The sequence below is a fragment of the Nitrosomonas ureae genome (assembly GCF_001455205.1).
Classification (GTDB): Bacteria; Pseudomonadota; Gammaproteobacteria; order Burkholderiales; family Nitrosomonadaceae; genus Nitrosomonas; species Nitrosomonas ureae.
This window is the reverse complement of sequence record NZ_CP013341.1, coordinates 197817-213576: the sequence shown is the minus strand read 5'-3', so window position 1 is coordinate 213576 and position 15760 is coordinate 197817. Positions and strand designations below refer to the sequence as shown.

The 15760-nt window shown below is 45.0% G+C and carries 12 protein-coding genes and 1 tRNA gene; 7 read left to right on the top strand and 6 right to left on the bottom strand.

Annotation, left to right across the window (positions count from 1 at the left end; all coding sequences use genetic code 11):
• The first annotated feature begins 146 nt into the window (after nucleotides 1-146).
• Complete coding sequence (hrpA, locus tag ATY38_RS01085) at nucleotides 147-3905, top strand: ATP-dependent RNA helicase HrpA (protein ID WP_062557664.1); 3759 nt, start codon at nucleotides 147-149, stop codon at nucleotides 3903-3905.
• A gap of 134 nt (nucleotides 3906-4039) precedes the next feature.
• On the opposite strand, the gene ATY38_RS01080 is transcribed toward hrpA, so the two are convergent.
• Nucleotides 4040-4333 (bottom strand): hypothetical protein, encoded by a 294-nt coding sequence (locus ATY38_RS01080; RefSeq protein WP_062557663.1) that lies wholly within the window; start codon nucleotides 4331-4333, stop codon nucleotides 4040-4042.
• Nucleotides 4334-4724: 391 nt separating this feature from the next.
• Complete coding sequence (locus tag ATY38_RS01075) at nucleotides 4725-4973, bottom strand: hypothetical protein (protein ID WP_062560042.1); 249 nt, start codon at nucleotides 4971-4973, stop codon at nucleotides 4725-4727.
• Nucleotides 4974-5227: 254 nt separating this feature from the next.
• Here ATY38_RS01075 and smbP point away from each other — a divergent pair, with 254 nt between their 5' ends.
• The 4 genes from smbP to mnmA all read left to right on the top strand — a co-directional run bounded on the left by smbP (nucleotide 5228) and on the right by mnmA (nucleotide 7923).
• Nucleotides 5228-5563: a small metal-binding protein SmbP gene (smbP, locus tag ATY38_RS01070; protein WP_062557662.1), complete on the top strand. Its 336-nt coding sequence runs from the start codon at nucleotides 5228-5230 to the stop codon at nucleotides 5561-5563.
• 160 nt (nucleotides 5564-5723) lie between these two features.
• Nucleotides 5724-5981, top strand: a complete 258-nt coding sequence (locus tag ATY38_RS01065; protein WP_062557661.1) for an amino acid transporter — start codon at nucleotides 5724-5726, stop codon at nucleotides 5979-5981.
• 402 nt (nucleotides 5982-6383) lie between these two features.
• Complete coding sequence (locus ATY38_RS01060) at nucleotides 6384-6839, top strand: NUDIX hydrolase (protein WP_062557660.1); 456 nt, start codon at nucleotides 6384-6386, stop codon at nucleotides 6837-6839.
• A 4-nt stretch (nucleotides 6840-6843) separates the two neighbouring features.
• Nucleotides 6844-7923, top strand: coding sequence for a tRNA 2-thiouridine(34) synthase MnmA (mnmA, locus tag ATY38_RS01055; RefSeq protein ID WP_062557659.1), 1080 nt, complete (start codon nucleotides 6844-6846; stop codon nucleotides 7921-7923).
• Between the two features lie 159 nt (nucleotides 7924-8082).
• Here mnmA and corA read toward each other — a convergent pair whose 3' ends face one another.
• Nucleotides 8083-9015, bottom strand: coding sequence for a magnesium/cobalt transporter CorA (corA, locus tag ATY38_RS01050; RefSeq protein WP_235590356.1), 933 nt, complete (start codon nucleotides 9013-9015; stop codon nucleotides 8083-8085).
• Between the two features lie 675 nt (nucleotides 9016-9690).
• Here corA and ATY38_RS01045 point away from each other — a divergent pair.
• Nucleotides 9691-9780: transfer RNA gene (locus ATY38_RS01045), tRNA-Ser, on the top strand.
• A gap of 583 nt (nucleotides 9781-10363) precedes the next feature.
• Entirely contained in the window at nucleotides 10364-12019 is a 1656-nt protein-coding gene (locus ATY38_RS01040) for a cyclic peptide export ABC transporter (protein WP_062557657.1), read from the top strand.
• A 301-nt stretch (nucleotides 12020-12320) separates the two neighbouring features.
• Here ATY38_RS01040 and ATY38_RS01035 read toward each other — a convergent pair whose 3' ends face one another.
• From ATY38_RS01035 to ATY38_RS01025, 3 genes are read right to left on the bottom strand one after another with little or no spacing between them, the layout of a single operon-like run.
• The gene (locus ATY38_RS01035; RefSeq protein WP_062557656.1) at nucleotides 12321-13616 is read right to left on the bottom strand and encodes a Y-family DNA polymerase; all 1296 of its coding nucleotides are present in this window, start codon (nucleotides 13614-13616) and stop codon (nucleotides 12321-12323) included.
• Entirely contained in the window at nucleotides 13609-15000 is a 1392-nt protein-coding gene (locus ATY38_RS01030) for an exonuclease domain-containing protein (RefSeq protein ID WP_062557655.1), read from the bottom strand. The genes ATY38_RS01035 and ATY38_RS01030 overlap by 8 nt, the downstream gene beginning before the upstream one ends.
• Nucleotides 14997-15614, bottom strand: coding sequence for a LexA family protein (locus tag ATY38_RS01025; RefSeq protein ID WP_062557654.1), 618 nt, complete (start codon nucleotides 15612-15614; stop codon nucleotides 14997-14999). The genes ATY38_RS01030 and ATY38_RS01025 overlap by 4 nt, the downstream gene beginning before the upstream one ends.
• Nucleotides 15615-15760 lie beyond the last annotated feature (146 nt).

Here is a 15760-nt window from a genome sequence, read left to right as displayed (position 1 = left end):
TGTGATGTTTCAACGGCGATGATTTATACGCTGTTTTGGATAAGGACGGGAAAGGCGTTATTAGTCCTTTAGGGAAACGCTGATTAACTTGGCGAACGAGATGAAGCACGAGACGCTCGGAACGCAGCAATTTCAGAAATATTACTATGAAAAAATTCTCTCCCGAAGTTATCGCACAGCGGCTGGTGCAGCTTCCTACCCCGATTTATGTCGACGATCTGCCGGTTAATGCGCGCCGCGAGGAAATCAAACAGGCGATTGATCATCATCAGGTGATGATCATTTGCGGTGAAACCGGTTCGGGCAAAACCACGCAAATTCCCAAAATCTGTCTGGAGCTCAAACGCGGCGTGCATGGGCTGATCGGGCATACGCAACCGCGCCGCATCGCGGCGCGAACGGTGGCGACGCGTATTGCTGCTGAGCTGAATAGCCCGTTGGGTCAGGCTGTCGGTTATAAAGTGCGCTTCTCGGACAAGATCCGCCCGGATAGTTATATCAAATTGATGACCGACGGGATTCTGCTGGCGGAAACGCAAGGTGATCCGCAATTGCAGGCTTACGATACGCTGATTATCGATGAAGCGCACGAGCGCAGTCTGAATATCGATTTTCTGCTTGGGTTTATTAAGCAATTATTGTCCCAAAGGCCCGATCTCAAGGTTATCGTCACTTCCGCTACAATCGATGCGCAACGCTTCTCGCAGCATTTCAATGATGCGCCTGTCATCGAAGTGACCGGGCGTTTGTATCCGGTGGAGATGTTATACCGTCCGCTACACGCCGATGATGAGGAAGAGAGCGATATGCAGCGTGGCATCATTCATGCGGTTGATGAATTGATGACATTGGGGGCGGGCGATATTCTGATTTTTCTTCCGGGCGAGCGTGAAATCCGTGAGACGGCGGAAACATTGCGCAAACATCACTTTGAACGTTTGCGCACTGGGGTGGAAATCTTGCCCTTGTTTGCACGTTTATCGTTTGCCGAGCAGGAGCGGGTTTTTCACATCAGTAGCAATCGTCGCCGCATCGTGCTGGCGACCAATGTGGCTGAAACTTCATTGACGGTGCCAGGCATTCATTACGTGATCGATAGCGGATGGGCGAGGGTAAATCGCTATAGTTATCGCAATAAAGTCGAGCAATTGCTGGTCGAGAAAATTTCCCGTGCGTCGGCTGATCAAAGGGCAGGGCGCTGCGGCCGGGTGGCCAATGGTGTTTGTATTCGTTTATATTCCGAACAGGACTATCAAGCACGTAAGCCCTATACGGATCCGGAAATCCTGCGCTCTTCTCTTGCAGCCGTAATTCTGCGTATGCAATCGCTGAAAATTGGCGATGTGGAAAATTTTCCGTTTCTCGAGGCGCCTGCGCCACGCATGATTGCCGATGGGTATCAACTGCTGGCGGAACTAGGTGCAGTCGATGAAAAAAGACAGCTGACGGCAATTGGTTGGCGTTTGGCTAAATTTCCGATCGATCCCAAAATCGCACGTATGATTTTAGCGGCCAAGCATGAAAATTGCTTACGTGAAATACTCATCATTACTTCGGCATTAAGCCTGCAAGATCCACGGGACAGGCCGTTTGAACAACAAGCGGCGGCTGATGAGGCACATCGGCGCTTTCAAGACGAGCGTTCGGATTTTCTTGCCTATCTCAAGCTTTGGGACTTTTTTGATGAGTTATTAAAGCATAAAAAATCCACCCGAAAACTGATTGCCCATTGCCGGGAAAACTTTTTATCTTATCGGCGTTTGCGTGAGTGGCGCGAGATTCATGGCCAATTGCATGTGCTGTTGACGGAATTTGGTTTCAAACCTAACGAAATACCCGCGAGCTATGATGAAATTCATCGTGCATTGCTTGCGGGATTGCTTGGTAATATCGGTTTTAGAACTGAGAAAGATAACGAGTATCTCGGCGCGCGCGGTATCAAGTTTGCAGTTTTTCCGGGTTCCGTATTGAGAAAAGGCAAAACCAAATGGGTCGTTGCTGCGGAATTGGTCGAAACCAGTAAGTTATATGCACGCTGCGCGGCAAAAATCGATCCGGCCTGGCTGGAGAGAATTGGCGGTAGTCTGTGTAAGCGGCACTATTCTGATCCGCACTGGGAAAAGAAACGCGCACAGGTTGTGGCCTTTGAGCAGGTCACGCTATATGGCTTGATTATCGTTCCCAAACGACCGGTACATTATGGTGCCATTCATCCGCGGGAAGCGCGTGAGATTTTCATCCGTTCGGCGTTAGTAGCCGGTGAATATATTACGCAGGCGTCTTTTTTTCACCATAATCAGGCCTTGATTCAAGAAATTGAAGAACTGGAACACAAAACCCGCAGGCAAGACGTCCTGGTTGATGAGCAGGAGATTTATGCCTTTTTCGACGCCATTCTTCCGGAAGAAGTAACCAACGGCGCCGGGTTTGAGAAATGGCGCAAGCAAGCCGAGCAGCAGGATGCGCAGGTGCTTTATTTGAAACGGGAATTACTCATGCGCCATCAGGCCGATCATGTCACTGAGGTGCAATTTCCTGAGTGCATGACTGTGCCGGAGGGTAGCGTACTGCCACTGGCGTATCGTTTTGAACCGGGCCATATCATGGATGGTGTTACCGTCTCCGTGCCACTCCCCTTGTTAAACCGGCTGGACGGCAAACAGTTGGATTATCTGGTGCCTGGCTTGATTCGTGAAAAGGTGACCTGGTATTTGAAAGCGTTGCCGAAAAATATCCGCCGTATTCTTGTGCCGCTCCCGGAATCGGTCACTAAATTTCTGCAAAGTCAGTCAATCGCCTTGCATGTGCTTACATTGCAGGAGGCTTTAGCGAAATTCGTGTTAGCGGAAACCACATTGAGCGTTCCTCCCGAGGCTTGGCGGATCAGTGATATTCCAATACATCTGTTGATGAATATTCGCGTGCTCGATGATGCCGGGCAAGAATTGGCCATGAGCCGTGATCTCAACGAATTGCAAAAGCGACTGGGTGAAGCGGCGCAAAGGACCTTTGTAAAGCGTAATGACGAGAGCGAGAAAATTTCTATTGAGCGCGAACAGATAACGCAATGGGATTTTGGCGATTTGCCCGATGAAATATTATTTATGCGCAATGGCCAACAACTGACAGGTTACCCGGCATTGATTGATCGTTCCGATTGTGTCGCCATTCGGTTGTTTGATACGCGCGAAGCGGCGGAAATTGCGCTACGTTCCGGTATTAGACGGTTGTTATGCTTAACGCTGAAAGATCAACTTAAGCAATTGGAAAAGAGTCTGCCGGGATTAAGGGAAATCAGTATGCAATTGACAACCCGGATTAATCCGGGTGATCTGAAAGAGGATATGCTGACTGCCATCATAGATCGCGCATTGCTGGGCGATGATCCATTGCCGCGGACAGAATCAGCATTTATTGCACAACAGCAGCGCGCCAAAAATCGCCTTCCGGAAATTTCCGTTACTTTGGCCCGGCTGCTACAGCAGATAGGTCGCGAGTATCAAACCCTGTTACAAAAATTCACCCAAATCCGAATCGATAAAGTAAAAACCGAATTGAACGTGCAACTTGATAATTTGATTTATCCCGGATTTGTCAGCAACACCCCTTGGAACATCATTCTGCACATTCCACGTTATCTGAAAGGCATGGGATTGCGTATTGATAAATTGTCCGCAAATCCGGCGCGTGATGAGCACAATAGCCGCGAAGTCAATGCACTTTGGCAACAATATGTACAACGACTGGAGAAATACCGGGAAATTGAGCGCACAGATGAAAATCTAAGTGAATTTCGCTGGCAGATCGAAGAGTTGCGTATTTCCTTGTTTGCGCAAGAATTAAAAACGCCTTATCCGGTATCTGTTAAACGGTTACAAAAGCTTTGGGAATGTGTGCGTCAATAATTCGGGGAAGTTTGCGGGAGGTTTTTGTTACTTGGAGTGAAGAAGCCTACGGGTTACAAAATAAATCTCTTCCAGCAATTTGTTGGAAGAGATTTATTTCTCACTGCAAAAATAATCAGTGTTACGAATCCACTCTATATGGATGGAATTAATCTGCGTTCTGATCCCGTAGGGATATTTGAATTCTTGGGTGTAGGATCACTTGGAACTACTGCTTCCGAAGGCAGTTGCATTTCTTCCTCTGCAGTTTTGGTTTTCTCGGCTTTCTCTTTGTCTAAAATATAACCGGGCTCAAAATTGGGTCCAATTTTGTTCTGATCGACAAATTGATGGTTTGGATGAAAAGCTTTATCGAAAGCCACTGCATTCCCTACGTAACAAACTGCCCCTATCGTGATGGCTATTGTTAAGGCTTTTAATTTATTCATGATGATTCTCCTTGTATTTTGTTTAATGAGAGCTACGGATAATGGCTTATTTTCTTATAAAGGTTTGTACCGTAAATAAAGAACGTTTAGTGATAATACATAAAACTTATTATGTCGCATTATTGTAACTACAAAAATAAACTGCTACACAATATGTACCAGTTGGTAAATATACACCAAAAACGGTTTAATTTTTTAAAACGAACAAATCGGGCATTGGATTCAATTTTCTTCTTTGTTCAAGAATAAAGAAATTTTGCACGAAATGAAGTGACACGCACCACAAAACGTTTAAGCACGATAGCGCATAAAGCTTGATTGAAGAATGGTGCCGCCGCGAACTATGTGGCGTTAAACGGTCCGGAAGCGAGTGGCAGCAGCGTTTGAGAAACTACCGCAACCCTAACGAATCAAGCGTAATGTCATCCTCATTGTCATCTCTATCAGCGAAATCTTTTCTGACGACTGCGAATTCGTTATCTTCAAAATCATCTTTGTCGGTTTCAAATTCATCAATAATTTGTGCTAAATGACTGGATGGAATTTTGCTATCGGCTATTGCATCCTCTTCGCCATCCAAATCGTTGGCAGGATAAAATTCATCATCATCGTCATCATCAAAAGAAAGTTCTTTGATCATCGCCATCAACCTCCGTATAACATTTATTTGAACAAATGCTATTGATATCACACTGCGCTGATACAAAACTGATAATAACATATGGTTTTTTCCGGTATTTTCAAGTTTTAAAGCTTTTCCAATGTTGGGTATCGTACAGATTGTTTTGGTTCCTGCTTATATCATCAGCATCAGAATTAAGTGATGGGAGACAGATGTGTTGTCTTTATCAACACTTAACTCTAAATATTTTTTATCACAGGAGTTAAAAGGCTATGAAAACTATTACATTACTTACAACCTTAGTCATGATGACTTTTTTTTCGTTGAGTGCGTTAGCGGATGCAAGCCATTTGGATCAAGCAATTCAGCATTCTGAAGCTGCGGCTAAATCAGCCGACGGAAAGGCTGTTGCCAAACATGCAATGGAGGCAAAAAAACATGCGAATGCCGCAAAAAACGATAAAGATCGCCAAATTGATGCTAAACACCTGGATGAAGGCATTAAGTCGTTAGATGAAGCTGTTAAGGAAGGTAAGGATGGAGAAGCGGATGCGGCTAAAAAAGCTGCGTCGGATGCTATAGAGCATTTTAAGCAAGCTACAAAATAATCCCATTTATTTACTAGAGCATAAAAAAGACAGTGTTTTCCTATACACTGTCTTTTTTATGCTAATGCATTTCCTTATCCACACTTATGGATTGTTCATATCCATTGACACGACACCGATTGTATAACACTTGTACGAACGGAGCTTTGTAAGATCTTCTATGAATTATCTACATCAACTGCAGTGGCCTGCGATGATTGTTACGATATTGGGCGTTTGGCTTATTGCATCTCAAGATAAACGTAGGCGTCTGATCGGCTTTTGGTGCTCACTTTTTAGTAACTTTCTCTGGGTAATCTGGGGCTGGTATGCCCATGCTTATGCTCTAATAATCCTGCAGATTGCTTTAGCCATTCTGAATATCCGCGGCGCAAGCAAGAATGAGCCCGAAGTAAAAGCCAAGTCGCATGAGCTGTAACCTGTAATATTGGATAGAAAGTTAGAGAAGTAATAACTCCCACATAACTTTTAACCATTTCAAGCGTTATTCAAAAATTTCAAAGATACACCACTGTTCATTCCAGTTTTACTTCATGTGTTTTGTTCTAGGGGTGATTGTGAGTGATAGATACCAAGAAAGTGTAATTCGTTGAAGTATGCGGATATCTTTGACTATCTATGTGAAATATCAACAGACCTGACTTGATCAGTTGTTGCAATAAATTATCTTAGTACGTTATGCATAAATTGGGAATGCCTAAGGATCTTTATTTATCGTAACAAAACCTGATGCTCGAGTGCGATAATATGTTGTAACAAATTAACGATAGTTATGCGTTGATTTGCTGATTGGCGTTTTATTTTTATTACTTGGGAAATCATGATTTGGAAACCTAATGTAACAGTTGCAGTGGTTGTCGAACAAAATGGCAAATATTTACTGGTGGAGGAAGAACCGGAAGCGGGTAGTGGACTGTTTCTAAATCAACCTGCGGGGCATTTGGATCCGGGAGAATCCATCATTCAAGGAGCAATACGCGAGACGCTGGAGGAAACGGCCTATACCTTCGAACCTGAATATTTATTGGGCATATATCAGTGGTATTCAGAGCGTGCAGATACTGTTTATATTCGATTTGCGTTTGGTGGGCGCGTCACACATCACGATCCGGAACAGAAACTCGATACTGGAATTCTGCGGGCATCTTGGTTTGATTCTGATGAAGCGGGTCAAATGATTCATCGTCATCGAAGTCCTCTGGTTATGCAATGTATCCATGATCATCTTGCCGGTAAGCGCTATCCGCTTGAATTATTGATGCACTATGAAGCCTAGAGCGATGACAAAACACCGTGTAATCGTCGGTATGTCCGGGGGTGTTGATTCATCCGTGGCTGCATATGTGTTAAAACAGCAAGGCTATGATGTTGTAGGACTATTTATGAAAAATTGGGAAGATGATGATACTGACGAGTATTGTTCTTCGCGTCAGGATTTTATCGATGCAGTATCAGTGGCTGATGTTATTGATATTCCGATCGAAATAGTCAATTTCTCAACCGAATACAAAGAGCGGGTGTTTTCACAGTTTCTTGCAGAATATCAAGCCGGGCGTACTCCGAACCCTGATGTATTGTGCAACGCCGAGATCAAATTCAAAGCATTTTTGGATCATGCCAATAAGCTGGGGGGCGATTATATTGCAACCGGTCATTATGCTCGGGTGCGTAAAGCTGGTAGCGTTTTCCAATTATTAAAAGGTGAAGATGGAAACAAAGATCAAAGCTATTTTTTATATCGATTGAATCAAGCGCAGCTTGCTAAATCGCTCTTTCCGATCGGTCATCTCTATAAGCGCGAAGTACGTAAAATAGCTAGGGAGTTGAAGCTGCCCAATTCCTCTAAAAAAGACAGCACGGGCATATGCTTTATTGGCGAGCGTCCGTTTCGTGAATTTCTTAACCGTTATCTTCCCCATGAGCCTGGAGAAATCCAAACAACTGATGGAAAAGTTATTGGTGAGCATATCGGATTAATGTATTACACCATCGGACAACGACAGGGATTAGGGATTGGTGGCATTCGGAATGGTGGCGATGAACCGTGGTTTGTGGCTGCCAAAGATATGAACAGAAATGTTTTGATTGTTGTTCAAGGTCATAATCATCCGGATTTATTTCGCCCTTCTCTGAAAGCAATCGATTTATCATGGATCGATGATAAACAGCCACATTGCAATTGGGTTTATGCCGCAAAAACGCGCTATCGTCAAACTGATGCGCCTTGCACCATTACAAATTTGTCGCATGAATACTGCGAGGTAGAATTTGCACAAAATCAGTGGGCAATCACACCGGGACAATCCGTTGTTATTTATGAGAGTCAGGTGTGTTTGGGAGGTGGAGTGATTTTACAATAATTCTGGCCTAAGTGGTATGCCGGATGAATCCGGTTCTATCAGTTTTAGCGATGACTTGTATGTCTATGATCTCTCTGACTTCCTGGTTGTATTAGGTTCGCGATAATTCCGTCTATATATACTTTGGCAAGTAATTGATCCAACCAGTGAGGAAGCAAGTTACAACCAGCCGATCCGCTTGAAACGAAAATAAAGAAAAAGACAAGCCGAACAAATGGTCAACAGCGCCAATGGATAGCCGTATTCCCATTCCAGTTCGGGCATGCGCTCGAAGTTCATTCCCCAAATCCCGGCCAATGCTGTGGCGACGGCGAAAATTCCCGCCCACGCAGCCAGGCGTTTGCTCACTTCATTGTTTTCAATGGCTCCCATCGATAGATTGACCTGAATAGCGGTGCTGATAGTGTCTCTGACAGTGTCGATAGAAGCGTCAATTCGGAGCAAGTGGTCGTAGACATCGCGGAAATAGTCCCGGATATTGGAACATACGGCGGATCCCCGGCTGCCGGATAATTTACCTGCTACTTCCATCAGCGGAGCAACAGCGTGTTTCAGAACCATGATCTTCCGTTTAAGGCCGTAGAGCTGTTCAATATTGGAGCGAGCAGCCCCTTTGGTGAAAATTTGTTCTTCGATTTCTTCCAGTTCGGACTCCAATTGGTCGATTATTGGAAAATAACGGTCAACCACTGCATCCATCAAGGCATAAAGAACAAAACCAGACCCCTCTTTTAATAGGTATTGCTCCCGTTCACAGCGCTCACGTACCTCAAGAAAATGCTGCTGACTTCGATTCCTCACAGACAGTACGTAGTTAGGTCCGACAAAAACATTCAATTCGCCGGGATTGTTTTCTCCCTGGTTAGACTCGAGCAGATGCATAACAACGAAGAGCGATTCGCCATATTCCTCAAGTTTGGGTCGCTGGTGCCCATGACGTGCATCTTCGACTGCTAGTTCATGGAGATTGAACTCTTCCTTCATCTTGTCGAGTTCTTCGGGTGTCGCATCTTGTAGAGCTACCCAGACAAAACATTCCAATCGTTCCAGATAGTCGCTAATTTCCTCTACCGTAATATCGGCCAAGCGCATACCATTCTCGTAAGCAACGCAGTTGATGAGCACTATTGAATTCCTTTTTTTTAAATGAGATATGAGTCTACATGCTTCGTAGCTGGTGAACTAGCATTGCCTTAGATCGTATCGCTACAAGATAGAAAATAGCATGATTAAAAAAATACTCATTTCTAACGAGAAGATTTGTCATGATTTCAATCAGTGCAGCATATCTCAGGCACGACATTTCAAATAAAGTTTTGCCGTTAATTAGAACCGCATTTAGCTGCAGAGAAGGTATATGGAGAGGCTAAGCACGAGATAACCGCCAATTTGTCAATGTGTGGTTCCGGATTTTAATAACAGGAGGGGCTAAAAATACCTGGCTGCTCACAAATAATCCGAAAGTGCGATGAGGTGAAAAATTTACGACCTTTTGCAAGGGTTTCCTGCCATGTTTCAAAATATGTTTTTCTACGGCTCAATTGAATCTTTAAAATATACTAAACAATACTCCTGAAAATTAGCCAATATAAAGATTCATAAACAATTCATAAAGTTGTATTCATCAAATCAGAAACTCAATATTGTAATCATAGGGAACAAATAGGACTCCCCTCAACAATTCTTTGCTTAGCTGATAAATTAGCTAGTCGGCAGCTAGCCAAGAAGAGCTCTAAAAGGTATGATTCGGCCTGCAGGTTTTATAGAGGAGGCGTGGCCGAGCGGTTTAAGGCAGCAGTCTTGAAAACTGCCGTAGGGGTGACTCTACCGTGAGTTCGAATCTCACCGCCTCCGCCAATGCGTAAATATAATAAACAGGTTATGATCATTTTTTGGACTTGTCCCGCATAAAATACCACAACAAATAATTCGTTTTTTTAAGAGATTGCGTAGTAAATTCGCTGTCGCTTCGAACAATAAAAAAAACCGCCTGCAATATAACCACTCCTCGTCGTAAGTTTCGCTTGAGGTATCCCTATTCGCCGTAGCTAGATTGGATTAAATTTGATGAAGTTACTGTTCATATTTAAAATGGCGGATTCAAGTCTGAAGTGCAATTTCGACTGGCTGGTAAAAAAGGCTCAGATGCTACCGCATCCAACCCCCATGACCTGCGTTATTCAAAATTGCACTTCAGACTTGAATCCGCTTATTCAACAACCTTAAACAACAGGGAAAACTTCACCCGACTGTAAAGATAGAATTACGTTGAATAGGGCAGCTATATCTACAAGATCATAATTTGTCACCAGCACAATTTACTCAGCAATACTGTGCAAATTTACTCGCTGCTAAATCACATGGACTCCATTTCTGAGAACACATTCATAAGTGATAAATATTGCTAACATGAGGTTCATAGATCAGGAAGGCAACCATAATGAAGAAAAGATTCAATCAATCGTCCGAAGTTACAGAACTGTTGCGGCCGTTTTTAGCATGGATTATGTTGTCAGCCGGAGCGGGTATCGCGGCAGGGGCTGCTACCGTGGCCTTATTGGATACGATCAATCATGTACTCCATTACCCCGAAGGATTGACAGGAAATCTGCTATTGGTTTTTACTGCCTTGTGTGTTTTGGTTTTAATAGGCCGCATGGTATCCGATATGTCGACTAATCTTGTGGGGCAACGGTTGGTCGCGCAGATACGCAAAACACTGGCACGCAAAATACTCGGAGCTCCGATTGATGCATTGGAGCGTTATCGTACCCATCGTTTAATGCCTGTATTGACACAGGATATTGATATGATTAGCGATGTAGCCTTTACGTTGGCTTCAACTGTCATTGCGATCGCCATCGTACTGGGATGTCTGGGCTACCTCGCCTGGTTGTCTCCGCAGCTATTTGTGCTATTGATTGTGGCATTGATCGTGGGCGCTACGGTACAGGCTTGGGCGCAGGCTCGGGGTGTCGCCGGTTTCTGGAAAGCAAGGGATTTGGAGGAAACTCTCCATAAGGCATATCGTGGCATCAGCGATGGTGCCAAAGAGTTACGCATGCATCGATCACGTAGAAGCCGTGTGCTGGAAGATCAAATCGACCTGACTGTGGACAAAATCCGCGCCATCAATCAGAAAGCAATTAACACCTATGTTATGGCAACGGCATTTGGTTCGGCACTTTTCTTTATGCTGATCGCTGTAGTCCTATGGTGGGCAACGATTCAGCATCCAGCACCGGAAGTGGTGAGCGGGTTCGTGATGGTATTGCTCTTCCTCAAAGGACCGATGGAGCAAATCATAGAGACTTTACCGGGTATCGGGCGAGCCAAGGTGGCGTTTCAGCGCATCAAAGACCTTTCAGTACGCTTCGCCAGTCCTGAAGCTTATCTGAATTTAGCGCTCGAGCCATCCATGATTTCGCTCAACGAAAGTATTCAATTAGTTGGCGTCCGCTATGCTTTCAATGTACCTGAGGGTGGAGAAGCGTTCGTGTTGGGACCAATCGATTTGATCCTAAAACCTGGCGAATTGGTGTTTGTGGTAGGTGACAATGGTTCCGGCAAGACGACATTGATTAAGTTGTTGTTAGGACTGTATGCACCGCAAGAAGGTGAGATTCATCTTGATGGAAAGCCAGTGGTTGCCGATAGTCACGACGACTATCGGCAACTCTTTACAACAGTTTTTTCGGATTTCTACTTGTTTGAAGAACTCGTGACTGATGAAATCTACAGAGCACATGGATTGTCGGAAAAAGCTTTACCATATCTTCAGCGCTTGGAGATCGCACATAAAGTATCAGTCAAAGATGGAACATTTAGCACAATTGATCTGTCGACAGGACAGCGCAAACGTCTTGCCTTGGTACATGCTTATTTGGAAGGACGTCCCGTTCTCGTATTCGACGAATGGGCTGCCGATCAAGACCCAACATTCAGACATCTTTTCTATACCGAGCTCCTTCCTGAACTGCGCACCAAGGGGCACCTACTCGTTGTGATCTCCCATGATGATCGTTATTTTCATCTTGCTGATCGAGTGGTGTGTATGAAGTTTGGGCAGATTGTTGATAACAGTAAGTATAGATAAACTTGTAGGAAAACTAAAAAGATAATTAGTCGATTAAGATATCCACAAGCATTTGATATTATAATTGAATAATAGGTTTCTTAGTGACCATAACGATCGTAAATATTAAGTTTGCATTAGCGACACGGTGACACATTGCACATTCCCCCCCATTCTTGGATAACTGTGACACTAATTAAATTGCAGCACCGGATAATGCACCTATACCCCATCAAAAAGTTTTGATTCATTCGACTAATTTGAGGATTTAACATTGATCGAAGAAAACCTGCATCTTTTTAATACTTCCCGGTTTTATCAATCATTTCGTAACACAAATCAGCTCATTCCAGTTCGTTGTATAGTTGGGGCTTTTGTTTCCTTGCTTCATCTTCCATGGTTGTTTGAAGCCTTCAGATGCGATTTTGAGGGTACCCCGCCCCATACGAGAATTAATCTGATCCATGACACTCATCAATTTGCTGGATTTTGTATCTGTTACCGGTATAGCGCCGAAAAGATCCAGCTGACGGTATTGCGTCGGTACCATTAGCTCAAACAATACTACGCCCGCTTTCTGATATTTGTGGCCCCGGCGGTAAATCTTGCGTAATCCCCAGAGCGCAGCCTTGGTTAGTAATATCGTATTATCTGTTTGCCTTGGCAGCGCAATCGTCATACTGTTGGCATAATACGGTTTATTTTCATTGAACCGACTGGTGCGGATACTGACATGCACTGATCCGGCACACGATTGTTGTCTTCGCAGTTTCTCTGCTGCGCGGCTGATGTAGAGAGTAACGGATTCTTCCAGGCTGGCCAGATCGGATACAGGAATTCCAAACGAACGGGAACTGATGATCTGTTTTCGCGACGGATTGATTTCTTCCAGTTCAATACAAGCAGTACCATTAATCTCCCGAATGGTCTTTTCCATTACCACCGAGAAACGGGCGCGCATTTGCGAGGGCGATGCTGTTTTGAGATCCAGCACGGTTTTAATACCGATTTCCTGCAATCTGGGTGCCAGTCGTTTGCCAATACTCCAGATTTCACCTACTCCAGTGCGTTGAAACCAATCCGCTTGCTGTTGAAAAGATAAGCTATTGAAATCACAAACACCATTCCACTCGGGGTTCTTTTTGGCCATATGGTTGGCAAGCTTGGCCAGTGTTTTGGTGGAACCTATGCCGACACATACCGGCAATCCAGTCCATTGTTTGATCGTTTGACGGATATGCTGACCATAAGGGGCCAGATTTTTTGTTTTAAACCCCGTGAGATCGAGAAAACATTCATCAATGGAATAAATTTCCTGGTCGGGACTGAACATCGCCAGAATCTCCATGACGCGGTTGCTCATGTCGGCATAGAGCGCATAGTTGGATGAGTAAGCGATGATTCCATGCTTTTTGGCCAAGTCTTTCAGTTGAAACCACGGTTGCCCCATTCTGACGCCTAGTGCCTTAACTTCATTGCTTCTTGCGACTGCGCAGCCGTCATTGTTGGATAATACGACAACAGGCCTGCCTTCCAGTTTGGGATTGAATACCCGCTCACAGCTCACGTAGAAGTTGTTGACATCGATCAACGCGATGGAGCGGTTATTCTTATCCATGCAGCGCAATGATCTCAACGTTCTTCCGGGGCAGAAATTTCAGCAGATAACGATACGTATCACGATCAAAACGGGGCCATGCCGATAATTCATCCAATTCTTGGTAGTCCTTGACAGTTCCCAGATGGCACCATTGGTCAAAGATGTGTATTTCCGTAATGGCATATTCCGGGTTGCGTTCCCTGATTCCAATACGTCCTGCATACGGCCATGTCAGCAGCCGATATTGGCTTAAAGCCGTGAGAAGACGTAACCAGTGCGACTCAGCGGATTCCCGGCCTGCGCACAAGCCTTTGCAGTGTTTTAATTGATGCGCAAAACACACACCGGCACCTTTCTCCAGCCCCAACGCCTTATCGCACAGCCCGTACTCGTCGGCCAGCTTGCTTAAAACCTCCACAGCCTGCCGTTTGGTTTTGAAAGTACCATATACATGGTCTGCTGTACGCCAATCGATGTCGCTGTCATTGATCAAAGTCACCAAGGGTTTGGCATTGGGGTCACGTGATACTTGCCAGGAACAGAGTTGCCGCTCGCGTCTGAGTTGCCGATTATGAATAGGCTGAAAATCCTTGATCAAACGCGATTCCAATAATAATGCACCCAGTTCTCCGCCGGTAATACGGTATTCGACTCGCTTGATTTCCTGCGCGATACGCATTTCCTTGGCCGAGCGATGATCACCTTGAAAGTGGTTGAATACCCGGGATCGCAAGGAAACACTTTTGCCGACATACAGCACTGCACTATCGCCATGGAATAAATAAACACCGAAGGTTGCCGGAAGAGTATCGATATCCAGGTGATCGAGGCCTACCGGAATCGCTGGTTGCTTCAGGAGGGTCAGCGCCATTTCCTGAATCGTTGCTTCCCCCAATTCATGCATGGCAACATCAATGAATGCCGCCATCATTTCGGTATCGCCCATGGCGCGGTGGCGCTGGTCACAGACCAATCGGAATCTTTCGATAATGGCATTGAGACTATGCGAATGATGCTGCGGATAAAGTTTCCTGGAGAGCTGGACCGTGCACAGTAGTTTCTTTTGGAAGGTAACACCGATGCGCTTGAATTCATTTTTGAGAAAACCATAATCGAAACGCGCATTGTGCGCACACAATACCGCTTGATCGAGCCATTGCAGCAGTGTTTCACACACCTGAGAAAAAGTGGGGGCATGATCGACCATGTCCTGAGTGATTCCCGTCAGCCGCTGGATGAAAGGTGGAATATTGATTCCCGGGTTGATGAGCGTATTCCAGCGGCCGGTTTCAACGCCATTCTCATAGCGGATCAAGCCGATTTCAGTGATACGATCCTGGGTTGGAGTGCCTCCTGTTGTTTCCAGATCCAACAACACATAGCACGGCAACAACGTACTCATTTAAAGCGGCGGAATGATCCTGTCACGACACCGAATATCTCAAACTGCGTATCGGGGCGAATGTAAATGGGCCGGTAAGCACCCGTCGAATTGGCTGGCATCAGCCTTGGCATTTTATTTGCACCGTAATCAAGGATTTTAATCGTAAATTCCCGATCAACCACTGCTAATACAATATCTCCGATGCTGGGTGTTTTGGAGCGATCCACGACCACTTTATCATCCGGTAACAACCCGACATCAATCATCGATTCTCCGCGGATCGTCACAAAGAACGTCGATGCTGCGTGATCGATCAGGAATTCACTGACATCGAGCCGTTTCTCGACATGATCATCGGCCGGACTGGGAAAGCCCGCCGCGACTTTGGTAGCGAATAATGGCAATAGCGTGGGTTGTTCACTAATCACGGGGGTGAAAAACTCATCCACTTCTTCCTCTGGAATTGTATTTTCACTCGCAGCATTCGCTCTTTTACACTGCAAGGCTTCCAGAAAGCTTCGGATCGTTGCTGTTTGACTTTGCGGTATGCGCATTGTAACTGTCGATTCGCCAAACTTACCCTGGCCTCGCGGCCTACCCGCATTTTCCCTTTTTCCGCCTCGATTTGACATGTTTGAATCACTCCATATTGAAATATGTAACTATATTCAAACACACCATCATTAACGATGTCAAATGCACAAAAAACAATGCAAGAAAGCTTAACCTAGAGGCTGAACTGAATTTTTCAGATGTTTTTCCTTTCCAATCAGTGTGG